The 26374-nt window shown below is 56.7% G+C and carries 23 protein-coding genes, 1 tRNA gene and 2 pseudogenes; 8 read left to right on the top strand and 18 right to left on the bottom strand.

The window, feature by feature from the left end; all coding sequences use genetic code 11:
• Nucleotides 1–128 precede the first annotated feature (128 nt).
• The 4 genes from K1X80_RS26290 (at nucleotide 129) to K1X80_RS26275 (ending at nucleotide 2569) form a co-directional block, all read left to right on the top strand.
• Nucleotides 129–1409: an aspartate aminotransferase family protein gene (locus tag K1X80_RS26290; protein WP_057440297.1), complete on the top strand. Its 1281-nt coding sequence runs from the start codon at nucleotides 129–131 to the stop codon at nucleotides 1407–1409.
• 234 nt (nucleotides 1410–1643) lie between these two features.
• Complete coding sequence (locus K1X80_RS26285) at nucleotides 1644–2009, top strand: type II toxin-antitoxin system RelE/ParE family toxin (protein WP_169990390.1); 366 nt, start codon at nucleotides 1644–1646, stop codon at nucleotides 2007–2009.
• Entirely contained in the window at nucleotides 1993–2313 is a 321-nt protein-coding gene (locus K1X80_RS26280; RefSeq protein WP_057440299.1) for a DNA-binding transcriptional regulator, read from the top strand. Before K1X80_RS26285 ends, K1X80_RS26280 begins: the two co-directional genes overlap by 17 nt.
• Before the next feature lie 97 nt (nucleotides 2314–2410).
• Nucleotides 2411–2569 (top strand): YqaE/Pmp3 family membrane protein, encoded by a 159-nt coding sequence (locus K1X80_RS26275; RefSeq protein WP_081044318.1) that lies wholly within the window; start codon nucleotides 2411–2413, stop codon nucleotides 2567–2569.
• Nucleotides 2570–2573: 4 nt separating this feature from the next.
• Here K1X80_RS26275 and pqqE read toward each other — a convergent pair whose 3' ends face one another.
• From pqqE to K1X80_RS26230, 9 genes are all read right to left on the bottom strand, one after another.
• Nucleotides 2574–3725 (bottom strand): pyrroloquinoline quinone biosynthesis protein PqqE, encoded by a 1152-nt coding sequence (gene pqqE, locus K1X80_RS26270; protein ID WP_198800070.1) that lies wholly within the window; start codon nucleotides 3723–3725, stop codon nucleotides 2574–2576.
• Nucleotides 3697–3972 (bottom strand): pyrroloquinoline quinone biosynthesis peptide chaperone PqqD, encoded by a 276-nt coding sequence (gene pqqD / locus K1X80_RS26265; protein WP_032858571.1) that lies wholly within the window; start codon nucleotides 3970–3972, stop codon nucleotides 3697–3699. The genes pqqE and pqqD overlap by 29 nt, the downstream gene beginning before the upstream one ends.
• Nucleotides 3969–4721, bottom strand: coding sequence for a pyrroloquinoline-quinone synthase PqqC (gene pqqC, locus K1X80_RS26260; protein WP_220172575.1), 753 nt, complete (start codon nucleotides 4719–4721; stop codon nucleotides 3969–3971). Before pqqC ends, pqqD begins: the two co-directional genes overlap by 4 nt.
• Before the next feature lie 10 nt (nucleotides 4722–4731).
• Nucleotides 4732–5643, bottom strand: a complete 912-nt coding sequence (gene pqqB / locus K1X80_RS26255; RefSeq protein ID WP_057440302.1) for a pyrroloquinoline quinone biosynthesis protein PqqB — start codon at nucleotides 5641–5643, stop codon at nucleotides 4732–4734.
• Between the two features lie 75 nt (nucleotides 5644–5718).
• Nucleotides 5719–5793: a pyrroloquinoline quinone precursor peptide PqqA gene (gene pqqA / locus K1X80_RS26250; protein ID WP_003194766.1), complete on the bottom strand. Its 75-nt coding sequence runs from the start codon at nucleotides 5791–5793 to the stop codon at nucleotides 5719–5721.
• 163 nt (nucleotides 5794–5956) lie between these two features.
• On the bottom strand, nucleotides 5957–8344 hold the full coding sequence (pqqF, locus tag K1X80_RS26245) for a pyrroloquinoline quinone biosynthesis protein PqqF (protein WP_220172574.1): 2388 nt from the start codon (nucleotides 8342–8344) through the stop codon (nucleotides 5957–5959).
• Between the two features lie 50 nt (nucleotides 8345–8394).
• The gene (locus tag K1X80_RS26240) at nucleotides 8395–9189 is read right to left on the bottom strand and encodes a carbon-nitrogen hydrolase family protein (RefSeq protein ID WP_057440304.1); all 795 of its coding nucleotides are present in this window, start codon (nucleotides 9187–9189) and stop codon (nucleotides 8395–8397) included.
• Between the two features lie 11 nt (nucleotides 9190–9200).
• Entirely contained in the window at nucleotides 9201–10892 is a 1692-nt protein-coding gene (locus tag K1X80_RS26235; RefSeq protein WP_057960801.1) for an NAD(P)/FAD-dependent oxidoreductase, read from the bottom strand.
• A 146-nt stretch (nucleotides 10893–11038) separates the two neighbouring features.
• Nucleotides 11039–11500 (bottom strand): Lrp/AsnC family transcriptional regulator, encoded by a 462-nt coding sequence (locus K1X80_RS26230; RefSeq protein WP_057440306.1) that lies wholly within the window; start codon nucleotides 11498–11500, stop codon nucleotides 11039–11041.
• 529 nt (nucleotides 11501–12029) lie between these two features.
• On the opposite strand from K1X80_RS26230, the gene K1X80_RS26225 reads away from it, so the two are divergent.
• Genes K1X80_RS26225 through K1X80_RS26215 form a run of 3 tightly spaced genes read left to right on the top strand, consistent with a single transcriptional unit; the run spans nucleotide 12030 to nucleotide 14249 of the window.
• Nucleotides 12030–12617, top strand: coding sequence for a hypothetical protein (locus K1X80_RS26225; RefSeq protein ID WP_220172573.1), 588 nt, complete (start codon nucleotides 12030–12032; stop codon nucleotides 12615–12617).
• A gap of 8 nt (nucleotides 12618–12625) precedes the next feature.
• On the top strand, nucleotides 12626–13192 hold the full coding sequence (locus K1X80_RS26220) for an ImmA/IrrE family metallo-endopeptidase (protein ID WP_220172572.1): 567 nt from the start codon (nucleotides 12626–12628) through the stop codon (nucleotides 13190–13192).
• Nucleotides 13179–14249, top strand: a complete 1071-nt coding sequence (locus tag K1X80_RS26215) for a beta family protein (RefSeq protein WP_220172571.1) — start codon at nucleotides 13179–13181, stop codon at nucleotides 14247–14249. Before K1X80_RS26220 ends, K1X80_RS26215 begins: the two co-directional genes overlap by 14 nt.
• On the opposite strand, the gene K1X80_RS26210 is transcribed toward K1X80_RS26215, so the two are convergent.
• Nucleotides 14238–14846 carry a sce7726 family protein gene (locus K1X80_RS26210; RefSeq protein ID WP_220172570.1) on the bottom strand — a complete coding sequence of 203 codons (609 nt, stop codon included), beginning with the start codon at nucleotides 14844–14846 and terminating at the stop codon, nucleotides 14238–14240. The genes K1X80_RS26215 and K1X80_RS26210 overlap by 12 nt on opposite strands.
• Before the next feature lie 663 nt (nucleotides 14847–15509).
• Nucleotides 15510–15761 (bottom strand): annotated as a pseudogene (locus K1X80_RS26205) (transposase); the annotation flags it as partial.
• A gap of 662 nt (nucleotides 15762–16423) precedes the next feature.
• On the opposite strand from K1X80_RS26205, the gene K1X80_RS26200 reads away from it, so the two are divergent.
• Nucleotides 16424–17782: a Fic family protein gene (locus K1X80_RS26200; RefSeq protein ID WP_220172979.1), complete on the top strand. Its 1359-nt coding sequence runs from the start codon at nucleotides 16424–16426 to the stop codon at nucleotides 17780–17782.
• 2 nt (nucleotides 17783–17784) lie between these two features.
• Here the strand turns inward: K1X80_RS26200 and K1X80_RS26195 are convergent, their stop codons facing one another.
• From K1X80_RS26195 to rpoD, 7 genes and pseudogenes are all read right to left on the bottom strand, one after another.
• Nucleotides 17785–18759 (bottom strand): hypothetical protein, encoded by a 975-nt coding sequence (locus K1X80_RS26195; protein WP_220172569.1) that lies wholly within the window; start codon nucleotides 18757–18759, stop codon nucleotides 17785–17787.
• Nucleotides 18732–19436, bottom strand: a complete 705-nt coding sequence (locus K1X80_RS26190) for a hypothetical protein (RefSeq protein ID WP_220172568.1) — start codon at nucleotides 19434–19436, stop codon at nucleotides 18732–18734. The genes K1X80_RS26195 and K1X80_RS26190 overlap by 28 nt, the downstream gene beginning before the upstream one ends.
• Nucleotides 19433–19984, bottom strand: a complete 552-nt coding sequence (locus K1X80_RS26185) for a DNA-binding protein (protein ID WP_220172567.1) — start codon at nucleotides 19982–19984, stop codon at nucleotides 19433–19435. Before K1X80_RS26185 ends, K1X80_RS26190 begins: the two co-directional genes overlap by 4 nt.
• Nucleotides 19981–20241 (bottom strand): annotated as a pseudogene (locus K1X80_RS26180) (hypothetical protein); the annotation flags it as partial. The pseudogene K1X80_RS26180 and the gene K1X80_RS26185, both read right to left, overlap by 4 nt.
• Nucleotides 20242–20545: 304 nt before the next feature.
• Nucleotides 20546–20622: transfer RNA gene (locus K1X80_RS26175), tRNA-Ile, on the bottom strand.
• Nucleotides 20623–20637: 15 nt separating this feature from the next.
• Entirely contained in the window at nucleotides 20638–24381 is a 3744-nt protein-coding gene (locus K1X80_RS26170; protein ID WP_198792497.1) for a bifunctional diguanylate cyclase/phosphodiesterase, read from the bottom strand.
• Nucleotides 24382–24505: 124 nt separating this feature from the next.
• Nucleotides 24506–26356: an RNA polymerase sigma factor RpoD gene (gene rpoD / locus K1X80_RS26165; protein WP_057444304.1), complete on the bottom strand. Its 1851-nt coding sequence runs from the start codon at nucleotides 26354–26356 to the stop codon at nucleotides 24506–24508.
• Nucleotides 26357–26374 lie beyond the last annotated feature (18 nt).

Raw genomic sequence — 26374 nt, 5'->3', positions numbered from 1 at the left:
AGGCTTACAGGGCCAGAAAGCGCGATGAATACCGTTTACAGCGATGGTGTTTACATAGGCAAGGCAAAAAACGACTTGCCGGGCTTCCGTCAATCGAGGGTTGCCAACAGCCTGCGGGGTGTGCAGGCATGAATCTGTTCAACTTGCGCCGCCCGGCACCGAGCCTGGATGACCTGTTACTGGACGCGAAAAAACCGATGCTGCGCGATGAGCTTTCCAGCCAATCCCTGATGCCCACCGTGGCCCGTCCGCCACAGGTTTTCGTACGCGGCCAGGGCTCCTGGCTGTGGGACAGCGAAGACCGTGCCTACCTGGACTTTACCCAGGGCGGCGCAGCCAACAGTCTCGGCCATAGCCCCTCGGTACTGGTGCGTGCGCTGGCTGACCAGGCGCAAGCGCTGATCAACCCTGGCATCGGGCTGCACAACCGCAGCCAACTGAACCTGGTGGACCGACTGTGCCACAGCACCGGTAGCGACCAGGCCTACCTGCTCAACAGCGGTGCAGAAGCCTGCGAAGCGGCCATCAAGTTGGCGCGCAAGTGGGGCCAACTGCATCGTGGCGGCGCCTATCGCATCATCACCGCCAGCAACGCTTGTCACGGCCGCAGCCTGGCGACACTGGCGGCCTCGGCAGGTGCTGGCGACAATCGTTTCGAGCCGCAACTGCCGGGCTTCTGCCACGTACCGTTCAACGATCTGCCGGCCTTGCATGCCGCCGTTGATGCGCAAACCGTGGCGATCATGCTGGAGCCGATCCAGAGCGACGCCGGCGTCGTTCCGGCCACCGAGCATTACCTCAAGGGGGTGGAGCGGCTGTGCCGGGAGCTGGGGATCCTGCTGATCCTCGATGAAGTGCAGACCGGGATCGGGCGTTGCGGCACCTTGCTGGCGGAACAGCGCTACGGTGTGCGCGCCGATATCGTCGCCCTGGGTAAAGGCCTTGGGGGCGGAGTGCCATTGGCGGCGTTGCTGGCCCGTGGCAAAGCCTGTTGTTTCGAACTGGGTGAGCTCGAAGGCACCCATCATGGCAATGCGCTGATGGCTGCGGCCGGCGTCGCCGTGCTCGATAGCGTGTTGGGGCACGGCTTCCTCGAACACGTACGTGATACCGCACAGTACCTGGGCGAAGGCCTGGCCCGTGTTGCTCACCGCTATGGACAGGGCGAACTGCGAGGCCAGGGCCTGTTGTGGGGCCTGACCTTGTCGGATGATTCGGCAGATGCCGTGGTAAAGGCGGCGCTGTACGAAGGCTTAATCCTCAATGCCCCACAACCCGACTGCCTGCGCTTTACCCCGGCGCTGACGCTAAGCAAGAGCAATATTGACGAAATGCTGCTGCGTCTGGCCCGCGCGTTTTCCCGCGTGCACACCGCCCAACTGCAATGCCGCAAGGGCATCGCTGTTTAACCCTTACTCCTGAACCGTCTCGCGTTATACGCGGCGCCTCCAGCCTGATTTTTTTGGCTGGGGGCGTTTTTTTGTGTGTCATTTTTGGATTGAAAAGGAGGCTTGAGATCCGTCGAAAAAAATGGCTTTTTTGCAGGCGCCGGCAGGGAGTGCCGGTAGGGTGCAGAGATTTTTGTGTGTGCCCTATTTTTAATGTCTACCACTGGGTGGTATGTTTGTGGGGAAGGGATGCCTATGAAGCTCAGACTGTTCAAAAGCCGGCATTTTGCTGATGCCGCCAGCAAAGCCTGGATCTGCGATTCGGAATTGGGGGAGGCATTTGGCGAAATGCTCGGGGGCCAGGCGGATAACTTGGGCGGTGGAGTCTGGAAGAAACGCCTCAATCACAACCGGCATCGTTCCATCGTTTTGGCAAAGGGCAGGCATTACTGGGTTTATCAGTTTCTGTTCGCCAAGCAAGATCAAAGCAATATCAGCCACAAGGAATTGGCTGGGTTTAGGGCATTGGCAAAGGCCTATGAAGGCTTAAACGAAATACAGATCCAGCAATTACTGGATCTCAGGGAGTTTGTGGAGATAGATCATGCGCAAAAAATATGAAACTGAAGCGCTGGAGTCCATTCACCAATCGGCCAGCGCGCTGCATTCGATTGGCGCCATCAGCAAGACCACCCTTCGGCAGTTCGATGAGCTATGCATTGCACCTGTGCCGGCGCAGATACCTGCCGCCCAGATCAAGCAGCTGCGCGAACGTAGCCATGTCAGCCAGCCGGTGTTCGCCCGCTACCTGAACACCAGCGCCTCGACAGTCAAGCAATGGGAGTCCGGCGAGAAGCAACCCAGTGGTATGGCGCTCAAGCTATTGAGCATTGTGCAAAAGCACGGGTTGGACATCCTCGCCTGAGGAGGATGGCCCGGTGCCAGATTCCACTGAACCCTCACGCGCGGCCAGGGTCGATTAGCTGTACGGCTCACACGAGCCGATTTTTTGGAGCTGACCCATGGACTTCATTCGTATCATCATCGCCATTCTGTTGCCGCCCTTGGGTGTGTTCCTGCAAGTGGGCTTCGCCGGCGCATTCTGGCTGAATCTCCTGTTGACCCTGTGCGGCTACATCCCAGGTATCGTGCATGCGGTGTACATCATCGCCAAGCGCTGAGCCGTCAGCCTTTGGCGATCAGCCGTGAGTTTCGCTCATTGCGAAAAGCCAATTGCTCGATGGTCTGCGTGGCGTGCTCGGCTTCGAGGCGGGCATTAAGGATGATGCCGTGATCGGCAGACTTGCTGCACACCGGGTCGGCGTTGCTGGCGTCACCGGTCAGCATGAACGCCTGGCAGCGGCAGCCGCCGAAGTCCTTTTCTTTCTCGTCGCACGAGCGGCACGGCTCGGGCATCCAGTCGTAGCCGCGAAAGCGGTTGAAGCCAAACGAGTCGTACCAGATGTGCTGCATGCTGTGGTCGCGCACATTGGGAAACTGTACCGGCATCTGTCGGGCGCCATGACAAGGTAGGGCGGTGCCGTCTGGCGTTACTGTCAGAAAGATACTGCCCCAGCCATTCATGCAGGCCTTCGGGCGTTCTTCGTAGTAGTCCGGTGTGACAAAGATCAGCTTGCACGGATGACCTTGCGCTTCCAGCTTGGCGCGGTATTCGTTGGTGATGCGCTCGGCGCGGGTCAGTTGTTCCTGGGTAGGTAGCAGGCCGACGCGGTTGAGCTGGGCCCAGCCATAGAACTGGCAGGTGGCAAGCTCGACAAAGTCCGCCTCAAGGGCGATACACAGCTCGATGATGCGGTCGATCTTGTCGATATTGTGTCGATGAGTGACGAAGTTCAGCACCATCGGATAACCATGGGCTTTCACTGCCCGGGCCATTTCCAGCTTCTGCGCGAAGGCCTTTCTGGAGCCAGCCAGCAGGTTGTTCACCTGTTCGTCGCTGGCCTGGAAGCTGATCTGGATATGGTCCAGGCCGGCCTTTTTGAAGTCGCTGATCTTCTGCTCGGTCAGGCCGATGCCGGAGGTGATCAGGTTGGTATAGAACCCCAGCTTGCGGGCTTCACTGATCAGCTCGGCGAGGTCCTGGCGCACCAGCGGCTCACCTCCGGAAAACCCCAATTGTGCCGCGCCCATTTCCCGGGCCTCGCGAAACACCTTGATCCATTGTTCGGTGCTCAACTCCTTGCCCTGCTCGGCGAAGTCCAGCGGGTTGGAGCAATACGGGCATTGCAGCGGGCAGCGATAGGTCAGCTCGGCGAGCAACCAGAGCGGCAGGCCAATCTCGGGCTTGTCAGGCAAGTTCGATCCAGTGCTCTGCACGTGCGACCTCCATGAATTGCTCGATGTCTTCACCGAGTTCGGGCACGCCGGGGAATTGCTGCTCCAGCTCGCCAATGATGGCCGCCACACTGCGCTCACCGTCGATCAAGCCACCAATCAACGCCGCACTGTCGTTGAGCTTGATCATGCCTTCGGGGTACAGCAACACATGGCCCTTTTGCGCCGGCTCGTACTGGTAGCGATAACCCTGGCGCCACGTCGGTTTTTTGCTGCGGTCGAAACTCATAGGGTGATCCCTTTATGCCAGACCCGCTGCGCGGTCACGCTGTGATAGGGCGGGCGGTTCAGTTCGTAGGCCATGCTCATGGCATCGAGCATGCTCCAAAGGATGTCCAGTTTGAACTGGAGAATCTCCAGCATCCGCTCCTGGCCGGCGCGGGTGGTGTAGTGCGTAAGCGTGATCGCCAGCCCGTGTTCGACATCGCGCCGGGCCTGGCCCAGGCGGGTGCGGAAGTATTCGTAGCCGGCAGGGTCGATCCACGGGTAATGCTGGGGCCAGCTATCGAGGCGCGATTGGTGGATCTGCGGGGCGAACAGCTCGGTCAGCGAGCTGCTGGCGGCTTCCTGCCAACTGGCCCGGCGGGCGAAATTGACGTAGGCATCCACGGCAAAGCGCACGCCGGGCAGCACCAGTTCCTGGGAGCGCAGTTGATCCGGGTCCAGGCCCACTGCCTGGCCCAGGCGCAGCCAGGCTTCGATGCCGCCGTCTTCGCCGGGGGCGCCGTCATGGTCGAGCAAACGCTGGATCCACTCGCGGCGGATTTCCCGGTCCGGGCAGTTGGCCAGGATCGCGGCGTCCTTCAGTGGGATATTCACCTGGTAGTAGAAGCGGTTGGCGACCCAGCCCTGGATCTGCTCGCGGGTGGCCCGGCCTTTATACATCGCCACGTGGTAGGGATGGTGGATATGGTAGAAGGCACCCTTGGCCCGCAAGGCCTGTTCAAACTCGGCGGGGTTCAGCGGTGTATCGGTCATTGGGGCTCTCCTACAGTTCAATGCTCATGCCGTCGTAGGCTACTTCTACATTGCGCCGGGCCAACTCGGCGCGCTCGGGCGAGTCTTCGTCGAGGATCGGGTTGGTGTTGTTGATGTGGATAAGCACCTTGCGCTGCTGGGGCAGTTGCTCCAGGACCTCTAGCATGCCGCCGGGGCCGTTCTGGGCCAGGTGGCCCATTTCGCGGCCGGTGCGGGTGCCGACGCCACGGCGCTGCATTTCATCGTCATCCCACATCGTGCCGTCCACCAGCAGGCAGTCGCTGCCGGCCATGATTTCCAGTAGCGGCGCGTCCACTTTGCCCAGGCCCGGGGCATAGAACAGTTTGCCGCCGGTGCGCAGGTCTTCGACGATCAGGCCGATATTGTCACCGGGGTGCGGGTCGAACCGATGGGGCGAGTAGGGCGGCGCGGCACTGCGCAGGGGCAGCGGGGTGAAGCGCAGGTTGGGGCAGGCGGGAATGGTGAAGCTGGCATCCAACTCGATGCGTTGCCAATCCAGGCCGCCATTCCAATGGGTCAGCATGGTGAACAGCGGGAAACCGGTGCTCAGGTCTTCATGGACCATGTCGGTACACCACACCTGGTGCGGGCAGCCTTCGCGCAAGCTGAGCAGGCCGGTGGTGTGGTCGATCTGGCTGTCCATCAAGATGATTGCGCTGATCCCGGTATCGCGCAATGCCCGGCCTGGTTGCATCGGTGCAAAGCCCTGCAATTGGGCGCGGATATCCGGCGAAGCGTTGCACAGCACCCAGTTCACGCCGTCATCGGAGAGGGCGATGGACGATTGGGTGCGCGCCTGGGCACGCAGGCTGCCGTCGCGAAAGCCGGCGCAGTTCACACAGTTACAGTTCCACTGCGGGAAGCCACCACCGGCGGCTGAACCTAGAATCTGGACAAACATCGCCGCTCCTTCACACAAGACTCAAAATAAAAACGCCCCGGCGAGCCGAGGCGTTGCATTGCAATACAAAAGCAATCAGCGGCTGGCGAAGTACATGGTGACTTCAAAACCGATACGCAGATCAGTGTAAGCAGGTTTGGACCAAGTCATATTCATACTCCTACGAAGGGATGGGACGTTTACTACCAAGTAATACATATAGTCCACCTCCTGGCGGAGATGTTCAGATGTGTGTGGGAATATTACCCATTTCTCGCCGAGCTAGCGCTGTCTTGGCAGAAAAAGCCTGTTGCAGCATCGGCAACGATTGGCTTCATTGCTGCCAGTAATCGCCCACCGCCGCACCATTGGCCAGGCACTGCCAGCCGCCGGCGGCTTGCTTGAGTTGCTGCGCCGCATCGACGAGGTTCTGACGGTTGCGGGCCTGGATCAGCTGTTGCAGTTGCTCAAGATAGTCCGCGCCATGCCCCGCCAAATGCGCCTGCCAGAGCAACTCGGCGGCTTGGGCGTTGGGCAGTGTCTGTGGCGAGAACTGCTGGGCCAGGGTGGTGTTGCCCAGGTCGTCGTTCCCCTTGATCAAGGCTGGCAGTTGTGTGAGGAAGGCCTGGATGTGTTCGAGCAGGCCCGCAAGCGCGACATTGGGCGACTGCACGCCAAACAGCAGGCCGGTTTGCCCATTGAACTGTCGGATGCCACTGAATACTGCGTAGCCCACTTGCAACTCGACACGTAGGCGTTGGTAAAACGGGACCTGCGCCAGGTGGGCGAGCAACCGCCAGTCGGCTTCGTCTGCGAGGGATTGGCTGGGGGCCGGGCAAAACAGCAGCAAGGCGGCTTCGTCGCCATCGGTTGTGACGGTTTGCCAGCGATGTTGGCCGTTGATGGGCAGGGCTTTGTGTTCACTGTCGGTGCAGTGTCCGGGTAGACGTGCCGCCGCATTTTTGATCGCCATTTCGCACGCAGCCGGCAGGCCAATGCCCAAGCCTTGCCAGCGAGCGGTGGCCCACCGGTCAGGTAGCGCGTTGCCGTTAGCGGTGTCGGCAAAACAGGTCGGTAGTACCTTGAGCAGTTCGCGAATGGCCATCTGCGGCGCCGGGCTGGCGAGTGCGTTGTGCCAAAGGTTGGCAGCGGGCTGGGTCAGGTCCCGTGCCAGTTGCTCGACGATGGCCGGCATCGGTTCATGCAGCCCGTTCATTTTCAGCAGCCAGTCATTGCCTACGGCTTCGAAGGATAATTCCACGCCGGCCTGACGGGCGTTGGTCCGCAGTGTTTGCAGGCTGTTGCCCAAGCCCTGCGCGGGCGAATCCAGTTGCCAGCGCAGGTAAAGGGCGCCTTCGTCGCTATCGGCAGGCAATGCTTGGCTGAACGACAGGCCTGGCAGTTCGCGCCGGCCACGGGAGCGGTCCTGGGCAAAAGTACGCAAGCCGCGATGGGCGCTGGTCTGGCCACGAATCAGTCCGGGACGTTGTTCCTGGGGTGCCCGTTGCAGGAATGGATTGCTCGGCGGCAGTTGCCAGGCCCGTTGCGCGGGTGTCGGTTGCAGCGTATTCAGCATGGCCTTGAGGGCTTGGCAGTGGGGCTCGGAAAGTTGCGCCTCGAGGTGTTCACTGTCCTGGCGCGCCAGAGCCAGGGCACCCCGGACTTGTCGCTGGCGGTCGACCAGCAGGGCGTACTCTTCACGCAGCGCGGTCCAGTCGCTGTGAGCGAAAAAGCCCAGCCAGTCGTTTAACAGTGCTTCAATGGCCAGGGCCTGTTGTGAACCCTTTGGCCCCAGGGTGAATTCGATATCCAGCAACGCCTGCCCGGCGAATTGGTACAGCACCTTGGCATGTAGCGCGCTTGCCCATTCCCGGCTTTTTAGCTCGGCGAGCAAACTGCCGGCCGCTTCGGCATTCAGCCAGGTGCAGAGGAACTCCAGGGCTTCACGGGGTGCATTACAGGCGATGAGGTGGTGCAGATGCTGTTTGTCGAGGTGTTGATAGCGATGTTGATCGCCGTCCATCAATGCCGGTGGCGCCTGCTGCGGGCGTAGGTGGCCTGAGGGCAGGCTGTCGGCAAAGCACTGGGCCAGGGCTTGCAGCTCCTCGAGCGACTGTGGGCCGGCAAGGCTCAAGGTCATTTGCCCGGCTTGATAGAAGTCTTGATAAAACCCGCGCAACCCTTGTTGGAAATCCTCCTGTGGCACCGGCAGACTGTCGCGATTACCCGCATGAAACCCCCGCAGCGGATGCCCAGTTGCCAGGCCTTCAAGTATCGCGACTTGAAGCTGTGCCTCGGCATCCTGGGACCAGGCGACAAACTCCGCCTGTAACACCTCACGCTCGCGCAGTTGCTCGTCCATGGCCAGGCGTGGGTGGGCGAGCATATCGCCCAGGCGCTGCAGCGCGTCGCCGAACACCGGGGTGGGCACTTCAAAGAAGAAGTCGGTGGTGCGCTCGCGAGTACTGGCGTTGACCTGCCCGCCGTGGCGCTGCACGTAAGCCATCAAACCGTCGGGTGCAGGAAAAGCCTCGGTGCCGAGAAACAACAGGTGCTCGAGAAAATGTGCCAGCCCCGGCCAGGCCAACGGCGCGTCATGGCTGCCAGCCGCTACCCGCAAGGCTGCTGCACAGCGCTTGAGGCGTGGGGCATGACGCAGGGAAACCCGCAGGCCATTGGCCAGGGTCAGTTGTAAATAATGAGGGTGGGCCGGCACAGGCATGAGCACTTCCAGAACGTAGGAAGTGCCTATGCTAGCGCAAAGCGCGGCGGTCAGTGCTTGTGCAGCGCTGCGTATAGCTCGGGGCGCCGGTCTGCCAAGTAGTGATTGGCCGCTTGCGCGTCGCGCATCGCCTGGCGGTCGAGGGTGGCGACGATCAGCGCTTCATCCAGGCCGGCCTGGGCGACACGTTGGCCATTCGGCGCCGCGATGCTGCTTTGCCCGCAATACTGGATCTGGTCCTCATGCCCGCAATAGTTGGCGTAGGCCACATAGCACTGGTTTTCAAAGGCCCGTGCCCGCACGGTGACATCCGCGACGAAGTCGAAGGGCACCATGTTGGCCGTCGGTACCAGGATCAACTCGGCGCCGGCCAGGGCCAGACGCCGGGTGTTTTCCGGGAACTCCAGGTCGTAGCAGATGAGGAATCCCAGCTTCCAGCCGTTCAACTCGACGATAGGGAATTCGTCGCCGCCGGCGCTGAACATCGAGTGATCGAGATCACCGAACAAGTGCGTCTTGCGGTAGTTGCACAGGCGCTGGCCATTGGCGTCGATCAGTTGCACGGCATTGTAGATCTGCCCATCTTCGGCGCGCTCCGGGTAGCCGTACAGAATTGCCAGGCCCGCGTTCTGTGCCAGTTCGGCAATGGTTTGTGCCGATGGCCCATCTTGCGCTTCGGCCAGCGCGCCCACTGCTTCAACACCGATGTTGTAGCCGGTGAGGAACATCTCCGGCAGCACCAGCACATCTGCATCGGACGCCTCATGGGCGACGCTATGCAGGCGCTTGAGATTGCCGGCCACATCCAGCGGCAATGGCGGGCATTGGTACAGGGCGACACGCATGGCTTGACTCCTTATTCGGCCAGGGCGATGGGGCCGATCTCATCGAATACATCCCCAGGCCCCGGGTTTTGCGGGTGGGTACTGCCACCGAAGTGGGTCATGATGCCCCAAACCGCGTTCAGTGAGGTCTGCACTGCGCCTTCGACCCAGGCTGGGGTCCAGGATACGTCGTCGCCGGCAATGAAAATCCCGCGCTGCTCGGCCGGCATATCCTTTTGCATGAAGTGCGCGTACATGCGCTGGTTATAGCGGTAGTGGCCCGGCAGCGCGCCCTTGAACGCGCCGAGGAAGTGCGGGTCGGCCTCCCAGGAGACGGTGATCGGGTCGCCAATGATCCGCGCCTTGAGGTCGACTTTCGGGTAGATTTTTTTCAGCGCATCGAGGGCCAGCTTCACCCGTTTATCAATGGGCTGCGGCAGCATTTTCAGGGCGTCGCTCATCCACGAGTAGGACAGGCAAATAACCCCCGGCTTGTCGTCGCCGTTGTCGAACAGATAGGTGCCACGGGTCAGGCGGTCGGTGAGGGTCATGCTCATCAGGTCGCGGCCGGTTTCCGGGTCTTTGTCCTTCCAGAAAGGCCGATCGACCATGACAAAGGTTTTCGACGACTGCATATAGCGCGTGCGATCCAGAGCCATCCACATTTTTTGCGAGAACAGGCTTTCGTCGCATTCGATCTGAGTGGTCAGCAGCCAGCTCTGGCAGGTGGTCAGCACGGCGGCGTATTCCCGGGTGTCGCCGTAATTGTCGGTGACCGCGAAACGCCCGTCGGCAGCATGGGCAATGCGCTTGACCCCAGCCCGTGGCGCGCCATGGTGCAGGGAGCTGAGGCTGGTGCCGGCTGGCCAATGGGCGCAACGCTCCGGCACGTGGCGCCAGATCCCCATGGGCACCTGCGCCACGCCACCGACCACCAGGTGCTGGTGGTCGTCGCAATTGGTCATCACCACCCGGAAGATTTCCAGCATCGAGTTGGGGAAGTCCGAGTCCCAGCCACCGGTGCCGAAACCTACCTGGCCGAACACCTCGCGGTGATGGAACGACAGCTTGGCGAACGCCTTGGACGTGGCGACGAAGTCGTAGAAGGTGCGGTCATCCCACAGCGGCACCAGGGTGTTCCACAGCTCTTTGAGCCGTGGTACATCGCGGTCGCGAATGGCTTGCTGGATATCGCTGAACTGCGAACCGGCCTCCAGGGCGTCGGCCCAGGCGTCAGCCACTTCCTGGAACAGCGCAGGAAGATCGGCGAGTTTCTGTGCGTAATGGGTCTGGCCTTCCAGGTCGATCACGGTACTGCCGGAGGCCGGCGTCAACGGGTTGGGGAAGGGCTTGGTTTCCAGCCCCAGCTTATCTACATAGTGGTAGAACGCCGTCGACGACACCGGGAAACGCATGCCGCCCAGTTCGGCGATGATGCCTTCGGCTCCTTCAAACGCCTGGGAGCGCAGGCGCCCGCCCATTTTCGAGGCTTCATACACCACCGGCTTGAGACCGAGCTTCATCAGCTCGTAGGCGGCCACCAGCCCGGCAATACCCGCGCCGACAATCGCCACTTCGGCGCCGTGGTTGGCGGCAGGAATACTGCCCAGCCCGGCCGGGTGTTCGATCCAGTCATCGAAGGCGAACGGGAAGTCCGGACCAAAGATGGTGATAGGCTTTTTACCGTCTGCAGGGTGGCGATTGTTCTTGTGAGTGGCGTTCATGGCTGACCTTGCTGGCAACTCCGCGGGGCACGACCCGTGAAGTATAGGAAAAGATGGCAGCCATTCTAGGGAGCGTAGCGCTCGTTAATAAGACGCAATGTGTCGTCGGTTTGATTTGTTTTTAGTCGAAGTGACGAAGCTGGCGGTCAGATTGGCTGGCCGCGATCCAATTTGCTGCTGAGGATGATCGAGGTGGTGGTCTTTTCTACCCCATCGACACTGCCGATTTGGTCCAGCAGTTGATCCAGCTGCTCCGGCGAGTCGGTGCGCAGCCAGGCTACATAGTCAAACTCACCACTGACCGCACACAATTGCTGGACCTGAGCCATGGCACTGAGTCGGCGCAGCACTTCCTTGCCGGAACGCGGTTGCACCGTGATCCCCACATACGCCTGCAGCCCCCCATCCACCACCCGCTGGCCAAGGCGCACGCCATAACCGGTAATCACCTGAGTCTTTTCCAGACGCGCCAGGCGCGAGGTCACCGTGGTGCGGGCAATCCCCAATTGCCGAGCAAGCATTGCCACGCTTTCACGGGCGTTGAGCTGCAAGGCGGCGATTAGTTGGCGGTCGATTTCATCGAGAACGGGAGGGCGGGTGGCGGACAAGATGGGCTCCGGCGTGGGCGGCAATGGGGGAGCATGTTACAGGCTCATGGCCAGTGGTGCTTGGGGGGACCGCCAGAAACGCGAAAGCCGCGCAGTGCGCGGCTTTTAGAGATGGTGGGCCCAGTAGGACTCGAACCCACGACCAAGGGATTATGAGTTGGCTCGCAATTCTGCTAGCCAAGCAAAATTTGGCGTAGGTTAGCATAGGTACAACGAGCTGAGGCCCCGTATTCAAAGGGCTTTACCGCATTTAGCCGCAATCAGTAACAGCTACGCGGTGTACCTGTCATGTACCTAAGAAAGGTGCCCTATGAACGCACCTCCATGGGCCTAAACCAGATATTTCGGTTGCTAGCCAAGCGAGTCGTGGTCTTGTACAGCGCGTTGATACGCCCCGCCGCGTAGACAGCTGGAGTAGCTCAGCGGTAGCATCACTTTGCTATCTACCCTTTATGGGGTTTTTGGATAGTGGTTTTTTACTAGCGTGTCGGCTTTTTCAGGCCACTGGTCATAATGGATGGATTTGCAGATGAAGGATCTCGTTGCGTCAAGCGCTCTATCCACGTGTATAGCTTTGATCGTGGTGCTGGCAGTTCTTCATTTTGCTCCAGTGTCAGATATTTTAATTAGCCATTCTCAATATGTCCCCTCTCGAGAGATGAAAGAGTTGGATAGTTATGAGCAGTTAGTAATCGAGCGGATGGTTAAAGAGAAAACCTTAATATCGGTTGATACGTTATGGTCTCTACAAGTTTCCTTTTACCAAACTATGATCAGTATACTGATTGCGTTGAACGCTGCTATCGTTGGTGGTGCGTTTGTTATTATCAGAAGCTCTTCCAGAGCTGAAGTTGTTAAAGAGTCTAAAGCGCACTTCGACGAGTTTTCAAAGACTGGCGGACTTGCCAAGATAGTTGAGCGTAAAGCAAAGAAGGAACTTAACAAGCTGAATGCTACTTATGGAGATTTGTTTGATGGTCTATCCGTTCAAGGCGCTGTAGTTACGGATCACGAAACTAGAATAAAGTCATCCGAAGATGCTATAATTCAGGTTAGTAGCCGGTTGGCGGAGCTTGATAAAGCTGAAAGCTGCGTTGACGGCAAGATTACTGAGTAGGTAAGCAAATGGCTTTTATCCGGAAGAGTGTTAAATCAAAGTCGACCGAAGCTTCACTCCAAGGTGAAAGCTCATCGGTGGATGAAAGATTTACAGTTGACCAGCTGCTTGCCCTAGCGAAGCAACACAGTGTTGATACTTCTCCCTTAGATGTGAAAGCTCTGCTGTCAGTGTTAGGCATTGGACTTATCAGTGTTCCAATGCATGACGATATTTCAGGAACTTTGAGTCTTGCTGACAACGGCAAGGACTGGGTGGTGAAAGTAAATGCGCTTCATCATCCTAATAGACAACGCTTCACGATTGCGCATGAAATCGCGCATTTCTCTCGGCATAGGTTCCAGCAAGCCGAATTTAAAGACTTAAATTTTTTCAGGAATGGTGAACGCAACCCAATGGAGGTTGAGGCCAACCGATTCGCTAGCGAACTTCTAATGCCCGAGTTGGCTTTTAGAGATAAAGTTAAAGTGTTTTCCGGCAGTATTGAAGAAATTGCACAGTACTTTAAGGTCTCAACCTTGGCCGTGCGCGTCCGAGCAAAAAATTTAGGGATGAAGGGTCATGGATTGGAATAGTTTAGTTTATTTTCCCGTACTAAAAACTAAAGATGCTGAGTTGAGAGCTATTTCAGCTGTCGATGTATCTTATAGAAAGAATATGCTACCTGTCTATGAAATCACAAAGTCGAGAATTACGAAAAAAGATTCGCTAGGTGATGTCGTCAAGCGACTTGATCAGATAAAAAACATTCAAGGTAAACTCCCGTATATTTTGGATGTTACAACTGATCCCAAGCAAAAGAACTCCCAGATAGAAAGTATCCTCTCACCTGCTAATGGTTATGAGTCTTGGAAAAGTTGGCTGGAGTTTAATTGTGGGGAGCAGATAGTTCCTATGATTCACGTAAACTTCGAGTTGGATGAGGACTTGATAGAAGCCCGAGCTTTTGTCGCTTCAGTGACTGGAAAGTACAAGAAAATGGCTTTGCGCTTGCCTGCTGATTTGGAAGATGATGAGTACGAGCAAGTAATCACCGATATCGTTTCAGAGTTGGTTGATACTCGGCTGTATATTCTTTTAGATGAGGGGTGCATTAGAGATAGAGTCAAGCTTTCGGGCTTGGCACCTATTACAGATATTTTTCAGAGAGCGTTCAAAAAAATATCTTCATTGAGCAATACCGATGTTTGGCTAGAAAAAATTGTTTGTATTTCGGGTTCTTTTCCTTATCTGGTATCTGCTGAAGGTAAGGATGATGAAGGGAATTTTGATATTTATGAGCATTCGCTGTACTTGTCCCTTAAGCATAATCGGCCAATGTTGCAATTTGGAGACTATGCTTCTATCAATATCAAGCAAATTGAAATGCGAGGTGGTACATTCGTTCCGCGTGTAGATTTTTGCAATGCTTCAAAATTTTATTACTATCGAAAGCGTCGTGACGCTGGTTCATATGTGTGGTGTGCGAAGAAAGTCGTAGTAGACCCGAACTACGTCTCGAACACTAGCTGGGGCGATGATGAAATTGCTAGTGCCGCTGCTGGAAGTCCTTCAGGCATTAGCCCATCTTTCTGGATCTCCGTTCGGGCATGCAATTATATGATTCGTAGGGTTAAAGAACTAAGGGTTTAGTCTGTTTGGCGCTAAGCTTAAAGAAAATACATCATCTAAGGTTAGTAGTTCGCTGATCTCGGTTTTTATGTGGTTGGTCTGGCTACCGTATTTTTGGATGATGTATTTTCTAAAAAAATATTTTATATTCTCTCGTTTATATTTTCGAGAGATAGCTTCGCAAGTTTCAAGTTTAGATTTTTCTACAATTTTGAACTCTCTGCGTAACGCTTCAATTGGTGTGGCATCTAGAGTTACAACGCTGTTGAAATTTTTTATTTGTTTGGCTTTGCGTAGCCTCTTCAAGCCATTTGATGAACATAGGTAGATTCCAACTCTCTCAGGCGCTATTTTTCGTATAGCAGTAATGTGTTTGCTGTCACATACGATATATACGTAATCAAAAAGCTGCTCGTATGATTTCAGTTGCTCTGCCAGTCTGTCGATCCGATCATAAGCTGACTTAATTTCATAGCCAATAATCATGCCATCTTCTGCCGATATTATATCTGCGCGGCGCCGTCCGAAATGAAATGGGTACTCAAAAAAAACCACTTCCGTACCTTCTAGCTTTAGAAGGTGGTAAGCGGCGATTCGTTTTATTTCGGCTTCTTTCATATTTCTCACGAATTACATATTTTGGCGCTTGCTTAGCGCTGTGTGAGTTGCATTATAAGTTTGTTTATTATTTTATATTGTACATGGGTCGAAAAAAATAGTCAGTAGCAAGTTTTTTGTTTTGTGAAACATATTCTTGCTTTTTCAATTTTGCGCGTGAGGTCGCGTCACTGGCGTTGGCTCGGATGATGGATTTATAAAAAACAATCATCTAATTTTATTTAATATAGTATATATCGTTTAGTTTTGGTTAGTGATTTATGTTTTATAAAATGCTAGATTTGTGATGTGCTTTTTTCATAGCTTCATTCTGGCTATTATTTTGCCGTTGTTGGATTGTTTTGGTTTGGAAAGTTCTGAAGCTAATTTACATTGACCTGTTTTTAGTTGCGAAGGCTGTCACCATATTATTTTAATTGAGCGACAGCTTGAGTAAGCAACGCTCGATCCCTAGATGACCGTTTACCTTGGCCAGTGTAGTGAGGTTGGTGAGAGCTACAGCTGAAGGTGTTATAGGTTTCCTGCCAGCCGCTCTTAGATACGCGGGTAGAAACATATTAACTTATTAGGTGCTGAGCTCTATATCGACGCAATTATCTTTGGGAACTCAGACTTCCACATGACGCAGATTTCTCTTTGTATAAGTTTTAGCGCTTGTAGCGTTCGGCCCGTCCCACGCCCCCCTCGCTCCTCCGTCACCCGTTTCAGCTCGGCACGTAGACGACGAACCTCAGCGCTTTGATCATCCTCCTCAACGCGCTGTTCTTGGGGCTTGGTGTAGCGCTTAACCCAGGCATAGAGGCTGTGCACAGACACACCCAATCGTGCAGCCACCTCCGAGACAGGAAGCTGCTTTTCGGTCACTTGCTTGACCGCCTGGATTTTGAATTCTTCGGGATATCGCTGGTTGCTCATGGCACCTCCTAATGGGCCTCATTTTAAGGCTTGGAGGTGTCTACGAAACTAGGGGGTGATTCAGGTGCTCCTAGGCGGCTGGCGAACCAGCACTGTACCTAAATTGTACCCTTGGACCATAGGACTGTATCTGAGATGGTTCCGCCAGAAACACGAAAGCCGCGCAGTGCGCGGCTTTGAGTGTGGTGGGCCCAGTAGGACTCGAACCTACGACCAAGGGATTATGAGCCCGAATAAAAGACCAGTCCCTATTGGGTAAACCCCGTAAATCTTAGATTTTATTGTGCTTTTGTTCATATTTGCCGAATAGGTTTACGGCTAGTGTGGACGCATTGTGGACGGTCATCTGTACCGTCCATTGCACTCCTTTGCAAAACCTCTCACACCGTGCAATTACCATTAACCCATGAAGCCCCACGGCCGGCCTGGCCTGAAGCCTTGATTGCACCACCCTAATGGTTTGCACAAAAAACCAACGCAAAGCCCGTCGGCGGGAGGGGGATAAGTGCTTTTTTACGTATTTTTTTCCCCACTCCCGTCAGATTGAACGAGACTGTCAGTGAGCGGGCCCTTATGGAGAGCCGTTTCAATTCTGGCGTTTATTGAAATAAACGAAGGCTTCGAGTAATCTCATTTCAAATTTAGAGACTTTTGAAATGGATATGATTAAATCCCCTCCTAAAGAAATTGCAGCCCCATTCAAGGTGATCATCGAGCAGCACGCAGATCAGATCAGTAAATATTTGGATCTCGCTCACTCATTAGACCCGAAAGGTCGCTATCTCCATTTTGACAAGCTGAGATTCCGCCTTCCAAAGGATCTAGATCCCGCGCTAGCGTGGGCGGTAATTAAGTCTGCGAGAAACAAACAGCTAACCCCTGCGATCCTCCTTGGAGAACCAGAGAAGGAATGCTGCTACCTCTATACCCCAGCAATGCATTTAGCGATTTCTTCCTGCGACCAGCATACGACGACAGCAGCGTTGGAGTGGATGTGCTCAAAAATCGGCGAAGGAAAACACCTTCAATATCTATTGAAGGACTTAATCGAAGACGAAGCGATTAGCAGCAGCCAGTTAGAAGGTGCTGCAACCACGACTAAAGCAGCCAAGGAGCTACTAAAAAGAAAAAAAGGACCGCGTTCTATAGATGAAAAAATGATAATTGGCAATTTCAAGATGATGAATCTTGCTTGGGAGAATAGAGACAAAAACTTAAGCGTAGAGCTTATACAAGAGTTACATCAAATCGGAGTCGACGGTATTGATGACGAAAAGTATCATCCGGGAGAATTAAAAAATACCGATGATGTAGTTGTTGAAGGCGGAGGTGAAATTGTGCATCAGCCTCCACCTGTTGCAGGACTTGAAAAAAGATTGGCGAAATTTTGTAAGTGGGTAAACCAAGATCACACGGATGCGTTGAGTAAAGATTATATGCATCCTTTGGTCAAGGCGATAATAATCCACTTTACAATTGGGTACGAGCACCCCTTCCACGACGGAAATGGCCGGGTGGCACGTTCCCTGTTCTACTGGTTCATGTTTAAAAAAGGTTTTAGCGCATTCCGTTATATTGCGATTAGCACTTTGTTAAAAGCAGCTCCAATACAATATGGAAAAAGCTACCTCTATACTGAAACAGACAATATGGATTTAACGTACTTCCTTGACTACCAGTGCAGAGTCATTGCTAGATCAATTAGTAAATTTAAGAAAACTTACGAGCAAACTGTTGATGGAATTATGGAATTTAACACATTCCTTTATAGTTCCGGCCTCTACTCAAAACTATCTGAAAAGCAGCGGGTAGTATTTAATGTCGCCAAGCAAGGCGTTGCATCACAATTCACAATAACAAATGTAAAAGAAAACTTAAACTGTGCATATAACACAGCCGCCACCGTACTAAATGGGCTTGTAGAGCTAGGGCTATTCCAAAAAGAAAAGCACGGAAACGAATGGGTATTCAGTATGTACAACAGTGATAAAATTATGAAAAGCTGGAAAGGAGGCTTATAATTTTATCGAAGCGTTATCAGGCTCATGGACTTGATAAGCCTCAAGCTTTCACCCGCGTACCCAGCGAAATCCCCAGCATTATTAGGTGCTGGGGTAATTCCATGAGTATGGATAGCTAACTGGGTGTTCATCTGCTGCACCAGGTCGAGCAGATCGCACAGCACCTGCAGTACGTTCACCCCTTCGGACCCCAACCAGGTCTTGGGCGCGACCAGTCGCTGGCTGACCGCCGCAACGCTCCTGCGCAGCCCTTCTATCCTTTCCTCCATGTCGCCACCTACCGTGGCGTTGTGCTTCTGCCCCACCACCAGGTTCAAGTCGCGCCCGGTCGCTTGGTGCAGATCATCCATTGCCGCCAGGCTGGCAGATCCGCCCGACAACAGCTTGAGCGCGCCCAGAGCTTCCAAGGTCTTGATGCCCCCCACCGACTCGGTGGAATGGTCGTCTACCGTCCTGGTGTGGTTCTGATAGCGCTCCGTGTTGCCCATAGCCTCCACTTCCCGCTCGATCGCCTTATCCAGGATCTTGCCGTCAGTCTGGCGCAGCCAGTTGCCGTCGGCATCGACACGCTGCTGGCACGCCTCGCTGTGTTGCCACACCTGGTCACCCTTCGGCACGCTGGGCATGCTCAGGCCGTGGGGCAGGATAGTTTGGATATAGGGCTTGTGTGGCAGGCCGTAGGCAAAGCACACCACCACCTGGGTGCCTTCCTCGGGAAAGGCATAGATGCCCATTTCCTCGCCACCAGTGGGCAGTGGCAGGGGCACACCGGCCAGGATCGGCAGCTTGCTGTCTGGCTCGCCATCCGGCCCCAGTACTTCGATATCAACTGCATAGCGCGGCCGGAAGTCATCACAGATCCCTGCGCCGGCCGGGGCGTCGGCCACGGCGACCACCCGGGCAAAGCGCGGCAGGTGGTAACCGCCGGTGAGTTCGGGGAATTGTCGTTCTACGCTACGGCGGATTGCGTCGTCCATCGGATGGCCATCTGGTTATCGACGAGGGCCACACTGGTGATGCGCTCGCCGTGATTTATCGTTGCACCTGGTCGTAGCCCGGGAAGGGCTGCAATCATCGCGCTTTGGTTGCCCTGGTAGTCGTCGAACAGTTCCGCCGGCAGCTGCAGCGGCGGGCGAACGCCAAAGAAGCTGTCAGCCCAACTGCCTACGAACACCTCCCCATCACCCTGCTGCTGCCAGATGAAGTCGGGGATGTTGAACACCCGGGCCAGGCTGTCCATCGCTTGATAGCCGGCGGCCAGGCTGTAGAAGAACGGCGCCTTAACCCCGGCATAGGGCTTGTCTGGTACGCGAAAGCGCAGGCCGGTGTGCTGGCTGATCTCGACCAGGACGGCGCGCAGATCGACGTGGCGCAGGTTCAGCGGCAGCGGGTTGGCCAGAATCGCCGCCAGCTCGCGGCAGAACAGCACCTGCTGGGTGCTGCTTGCCGTGCTGCAGCGTTCGACGTAGCCAATGAAGTGGCGCTGCAGCGTGCTGTCGTTGTAGCCGATATCGAGTGTCACCAACCCTTTGACCGGCGCTGTGGCCTGGATGGTGAAGGTCGCCCGGCCGGGGCTCTTGGCGTCCAGCCGCACTTCGTTTTTGACCAGGACATAGGGCACACCACCGATGGCCAACACCTTGTGCAGTTTCATGGGGTGCTACTCCCGCCCAGCCAGCCATCTACCTTTTTCAGCGTGGCTTCGAAGCCCGTCAGCTCTTCGGGGGCTTCGCTGGAGCCCCCACCACCACCGGTGCCGCCCACTGCCCCACCTGGGCCGGACTGGGCCGCCACCTTGTTACCCGGGCGCCGGCCTTCGACTTTCTCAGGGTTGGACAGCTTCTCGGTCAGGGTGAACTGGATCAGCCAGGCGCGCAGGCTGTCGTCTTCCCGGGCGCTCACGCCTTCAGTGAACGTCACCTGGCGCATGCCAAACGCGGCGGCCGTGTCGTTAACGATGCGGTACGTCTTGAGCTGGCCACCGCCGGCGGTCGCTTCCACCAGGCGCATCAGGTCGCGCAGTTGCACCTGGTCAACAAAAGGAATCATCAGCGTGACCGTTAGGGTCTTGGGCTTGAAGCCCTTGTGGCCCTTGTCGGTGTTGCTGGTCTGGCCTGACAGATCGTCGCTCTCAATGCGCAGATTGCCGGTGACCTTGAGGTTCTTCCCGCGTACCTCTTGCCCGTCGAGTAGTAGCGTCATAGCCCCACCAACTCACGAACAAAGCTCAGGCCCTGCTCAGATCCCACCAGCAGCGCGCCGGCGCACAACACCCACTCATGCCCGGGGGCCTCGCCTTGCAACAGCGCCTGGCGCAGCTCGGTGGCGTTGCCCGGGCCGATCAGGCGCGCGCGCATGCTGCTGTCGGGGTTGCCGTTGGCCAGTAGGGCTTTCAGGTCGTCCAGTTGTTTGTCGCGGCTCTGTTGCTGGGCGGCTTTGCGTGTGGCCAAAGCCGCAAGGGCTGGCGAAAGTGTCTACCTCATGGAGGGGCCCAGCAGACAAGCCGAAGAAGTTCTGAAGATACGGATTGGATCGCTTGTTCAGGTGCTGGATAGCGCCGAGAAGTCGTGGCTCTATGTGTCTGTGGTCTTAGATGACGAGTTGTACGAGGGTTGGATTCTTCGTCGCTACACAAAGAGAATTGAGTAATTGGCATTGTGGTGTGGACGTTTTGTGGACGTAACACCTTTTTTGAAAAGGGAGTGCTTCAGTTTTTCAGGCGTAAAAAATGATAAAAGCCGCGCAGTGCGCGGCTTCTAGAGATGGTGGGCCCAGTAGGACTCGAACCTACGACCAAGGGATTATGAGTCCCCTGCTCTAACCAACTGAGCTATAGGCCCTCAGTAGGTCGCGGATTATAACGATGGTTTCTCCACTGTGCTATCCGAAAAATCCGAATGGGTCATGTGAAGGAAGGTCGCGGCGAATATGTCGGGGGGCAGGGGCAGGCTGACGATGTAGCCTTGCATTTGTTCGCAGCCTTCGTCAGTGAGGAAGGCCTGTTGGGCGAGGGTTTCTACGCCTTCGGCGATGATGGTGAATTGCATGCTGTGACCCAGGGCGATGATGGCGCGCACGATGGCGGCGTCGTGGGGGTCATCGGGCAGGCCGCGGACGAAGGACTGGTCGATTTTCAGGAAGTCCAAGGGCAGGCGCTTGAGGTAGCTTAAGGATGAATAGCCGGTGCCGAAGTCGTCGATGGCCAGCTGTACGCCCAGGCGCTTGAGTTTATGCAGTACTTCCAGGGCTTCTTCGGCCTGGCTCATGATGAAGTTTTCGGTGATTTCCAGTTGCAGGCAACCGGGCTCCAGGTGGTTGTCCCGGAGCAGTTGCTCGATGCGCCCCAGCAGGTTGGGATGGCGCAGTTGGGCACCGGCGAGGTTGACGGAGAGTGGGCCAAAGTAGTCATAGGACTTGCGCCACTGGTGCAGTTGTCGGCAAGCCTGTTCCAGGACCCAGTCGCCGATTTGCAGGATCATGCCGTTTTCTTCGGCCAGGGCGATGAAGTGTTCGGGGGGCACGTCGCCGAAGGTCGGGTGGCGCCAGCGGATCAGGGCTTCGGCGCCGATCAGTTGTTGGGTCTCCAGGCTCAGCTTGGGTTGGTAATACAGAAACAGTTCTTCGCGCTCTAAGGCGCGCCGCAGTTCGTGTTCGAGGGCGACGCGCTCGTTGGCCTGGGCGGTGAGGTCCTGGGTGTAGCGTTCGACCCGATTGCGGCCCTTGGCTTTGGAGCGGTACATGGCGGCATCGGCGTTTTTGACCAGGGTGGCAACGTCGATGCCATCTTGGGGATAGAAGCTGGTGCCGATGCTGGCGCTGATAAAGAACTCGTGCTCGCCCGCCTGGAAGGGCGGGGTGAAGCAGGCCAGCAGTTTATTGGCCAGGTGCTGGGCGTCGCTGGCTTGTTGCAGGCCGGGTAGCAGGATGATGAATTCGTCACCGCCCAGGCGGGCCACGGTGTCGATATCGCGCAACTGCTCCTTGAGGCGCACGGCAATGTCCTTGAGCAGCAGGTCGCCAATCGGGTGGCCGAGGCTGTCGTTGATGTGTTTGAAGCGGTCGAGGTCGAGAAACAGCACCGCGCCCTGGCTGCCGGTTTCCTGTTGGTTATTGAGGGCGGCCTGCAGGCGATTCTCAAACAGAGTGCGGTTGGGCAGGCCGGTGAGTGGGTCGTGGTGCGCCTGGTAGTCAAGCCGCGCCTGGGCGTGCTTGAGGCTGGAGATATCGGCAAATACCGCCACGAAGTGGGTGATCGACTGGTCATGATTGCGCACGGCGCTGATGGTCAGCCAACTGGGATACAACTCGCCGTTCTTGCGCCGGTTGGAGATCTCGCCTTGCCAGTGGCCGTTGGCGGTCAATTGATGCCACATCGCTGCGTAGAACGCGCTGTCGTGCAGGCCGGAAGCCAGCAGGCGTGGGGTGTGGCCCAGGGCTTCTGCTTCGCTGTAGCCAGTGATTTCGCTGAAGGCGCGGTTGACGGCGCTGATGTTCTGCCGGGTATCGGTGATCAATACGCCTTCGGCGGTACTTTCGAAAACTGTTGCGGCCTGTTGCAGTTTTTCCTGCATCAACTGGCGTTCGGTAATATCGCGGGCGATGGTCAGCATGCAATCGTCATCACCGATGGGCAGTGGGCGGCTGGACACCTCGCACAGGCGAATCTGCCCGTCACTGCGTCGGATATGGCAGACGAAATCACGCACCAGGCCGTCGCGCTGCAGCAGCTCGAGCATGTGCTTGCGTTCGTTCAAGTCCACCCAGATGCCCAGGTCCAGGGTCGATTGGTCCAGGGACATCGCACTGTTGAACCCGGTGATACGGCTAAAGCCTTCATTGACTTCCAGCAGCAGGCCATCACTCTGGCGAGTCAGTAACAAGCCGTCCGGCGAGGCGTGGAAGGCCTTGGCGAACTTCTCTTCGGTAGTCTGCAGCAGTTGCTGGGTTTCCTTCAGTTGGGTGATATCCCGCACCACCACTACCAAGGCTGCGGTGGTATCGAGCTGGAAGGGTTCGGCAGAAATCAGCCCGGTAAACGCCTGGCCGTTGCTGCGCAGGAACGGCATCTCCAGGTTGCGGATACTGGTGGTCTGCACGCGCTTGAGCAGGTTGGGCCCCACACCCTGGATACCCCAGATGTTCAGCTCGGTAGCGGTCTTGCCAATGACGTCTGCGGCGCTCAGGCCAATCTGGTCCTCGAATGCCTTGTTGACCTCCAGCAGACAGCCATCGGACAGGCGGGCGATTACCAGGATGTCCGGGCACTGCTGGAACACCGAGGCGAACTTCTCCTGCGAGAGCCGCAACGCTTCCTCGGTGCGCTTGGCCTCGCTGATATCAATCATCAGACCACGCAGAACCGGCTCATGCCCATACTTGATCAGGCTGACAATGTCCCTGACCCACAGGCAGCGGCCGTCAGCGGTGATCACCCGGTAATCAATGCTGTGGTCGCGGTTGGCGCGGGTTTCCTGCTGGCAGAAGCTGTCGGCGCGGGTCAGGTCGGCGGGGTGAATGATGTTGCGCCAGAAGCCGGGGATCAGCCAGTGAGCGCGTGGATAGCCCAGTAGTTCTTCGGCGTGGGGTGACACGTAGCTGTAGGTGAAATCGTTGATGTCAGCTTCCCAGGCTATGGCGGAGAGGCTCTCTACCAGCCCACGGTAATGGTATTCGCTGCTGCGCAGTTTTTGCTCCAGGGCTACCCGGCGGGAAATTTCCGAACTGAGCCGGCGGTTGATCCGAATGACGATGGCCAGCACGGTACTCAACAGCAGCACGGCAGGCAGGCCGTAGAGCAGCAAGTCGGCCCAGAAGGCCCGGTGATCAATGACATTGCCAACCCAGTGCTTCTGGATCTCGTTAACTTCGCTGGGGCTGAGGTCGGCGAGCACTTTATCCAGAATGCCAATCAGCAGTTTGTTCTCTCGAGGCACGCCCATTGCCAGTTGGTAGCGATAGGGCGTTTCGCCACTGACATACAAGCCGTCGAGCTTGAGCTGGCGCAGGCTCCAGACGCTGGAGGCGAGGTCGCCGACGACGGCGTCCACCTCATCGGTGGCCAGGGCCTGCAACGTCGAGCTGACATTGGGCATCGCCACCAGGTTCAGGTCGGGATGGTGGGTGCGCAGCAATTCGTGGGGGGCATAGTTCTCCACCACGGCGATCTTCAGGCCATACAGGTCCTTGAGGGAGCGGGGCTGGGCACCGCCTTCATGGGCGAGAATGACGATGGGGAAGTCGAGGTAAGGCCGGGAGAATGCGAGGAAGCCCTGGCGCTCCGGGGTGGACATGATGCCCGGCAACAGGTCGAGCTGGTTGTTCCGCGCCTGCTCCAGCAATGCGCTCCAGTTGGCCGGTTCTATCAGCTTGATCTTGATGCCCAGGCGTTCCTGGAGCAGCCGCACATAGTCAGCGGCCAGGCCCTGATAGCGACCTTCTTCATCGCGATATTCAAACGGCGGCCACGAGGCATCAACGCCCAGGCGCAACTCTGGGTGGTCCGCCAACCAGCCATGCTCTTCATCTGTGAGAGTCAACGCGCCAGCCGTCGCGGTCCAGGTCAGCAGCGACAGCAGTAGCACGGTCGGCAGTCTGGGCATAACGGTCTCGTTATGGCACGGGGAATATTTCGAGTGTAGACGGGCATTGCGAGGGGGAGTGACGCGGGGAGGATTTAATCTGCACAAAGCAAAACCCCCAGGCCTGGGCCTGGGGGTTTTGTGATCACTCGTCGAGGAAGGAGCGCAAATGCTCGCTTCTCGTCGGGTGGCGCAACTTGCGCAGTGCCTTGGCTTCGATCTGACGGATCCGCTCGCGGGTCACGTCAAACTGCTTACCGACTTCCTCAAGGGTGTGGTCGGTATTCATGTCGATGCCGAAACGCATGCGCAGTACCTTGGCTTCACGGGCAGTGAGGCCGGACAGTACGTCGCGCGTCGCTTCTTTAAGGCTCTCAACGGTGGCGACATCGATTGGCGACTGCATGGTCGAGTCTTCGATGAAGTCACCCAGATGGGAGTCTTCGTCATCACCGATCGGGGTTTCCATGGAGATCGGCTCTTTAGCGATCTTCAATACCTTGCGGATTTTATCCTCAGGCATTTCCATGCGTTCGCCCAGCTCTTCCGGGGTCGGTTCACGACCCATTTCCTGCAACATCTGCCGGGAAATACGGTTGAGCTTGTTGATGGTCTCGATCATGTGCACCGGAATACGGATGGTGCGGGCCTGGTCGGCGATCGAGCGAGTGATCGCCTGACGGATCCACCAGGTGGCATAAGTCGAGAACTTGTAGCCGCGACGGTATTCGAACTTGTCCACAGCCTTCATCAAGCCGATGTTGCCTTCCTGGATCAGGTCGAGGAATTGCAGGCCACGGTTGGTGTACTTCTTGGCGATGGAGATCACCAGACGCAAGTTCGCTTCAACCATCTCTTTCTTCGCGCGGCGGGCCTTGGCCTCGCCGATCGACATGCGACGGTTGATGTCCTTGATCTCGGCAATCGTCAGACCGGTTTCGGTCTGCAGTGCAGTCAGCTTCTGCTGGCAACGAACGATGTCGGCCTGGAAGCGACCAATGGCTTCAGCGTATTTGCTTTTGCCCTTGGCCAGTGCGTCGGTCCAGCTTTCGTCAACTTCATTGCCCGGGAACTGGCGCAGGAAGTCGGCACGCGGCATGCGCGCATCACGGACACAGAGCTGCATGATCGCACGCTCTTGTGCACGCAGACGCTCAAGGGCGCTACGAACCCGCTCAACCAGGCCTTCGAATTGCTTCGGTACCAGTTTGATCGGCATGAACAGCTCAGCCAGGGCCAGCAGTTCGGCGGTTGCCTGCTTGCTGCCACGACCATGCTTCTTCAGGGCCTTGCGCGCCAGTTCCATCTGATCGGAGACCGCGCCAAAGCGCTGGGCTGCGATGATGGGATCCGGGCCGCTTTCGACTTCTTCGTCGTCGTCGGTGCTGGCTTCAGCTTCGTCGTCGTCGGTTTCGTCGTCCGCTTTCACGGCTTTCGGGTCGACAGGCGGCGGTATTTCGGCAGCCGGCGGGGTAATGCCGTCGTCCGGGTCGATATAACCGCTCAGGACGTCGGACAGGCGGCCACCCTCGGTGGTCACACGAGTGTACTCGGACAGAATATGGTCAACCGTGCCTGGGAAGTGCGCAATTGCGCCCATCACTTCACGGATGCCTTCCTCGATACGTTTGGCGATTTCGATTTCGCCTTCCCGTGTCAGGAGCTCTACCGTACCCATTTCGCGCATATACATGCGCACAGGGTCAGTCGTGCGACCGATGTCGGTCTCCACTGCTGCCAACGCGGCGGCTGCTTCTTCAGCGGCTGCTTCGTCGGTATCAGAGTCGGCCAACATAAGGGCGTCCGCATCCGGAGCACTCTCGTGTACGGGGATCCCCATGTCGTTAATCATGCGGATGATGTCTTCCACCTGCTCAGGATCTGAAATATCCTCAGGCAGGTGGTCATTGACCTCTGCGTAAGTCAGATACTTCTGCTCACGACCCAGGAGGATCAAATCTTTGATACGAGACTGCTGTTGCGCTTTTCCGGACATAACACCCTATCCACTGAA

The organism is Pseudomonas sp. So3.2b (assembly GCF_019464415.1).
GTDB classification, from domain to species: domain Bacteria; phylum Pseudomonadota; class Gammaproteobacteria; order Pseudomonadales; family Pseudomonadaceae; genus Aquipseudomonas; species Aquipseudomonas shahriarae.
The sequence above is the reverse complement of the archived record's forward strand: the minus strand, read 5'-3'. Positions and strand labels throughout refer to the sequence as shown.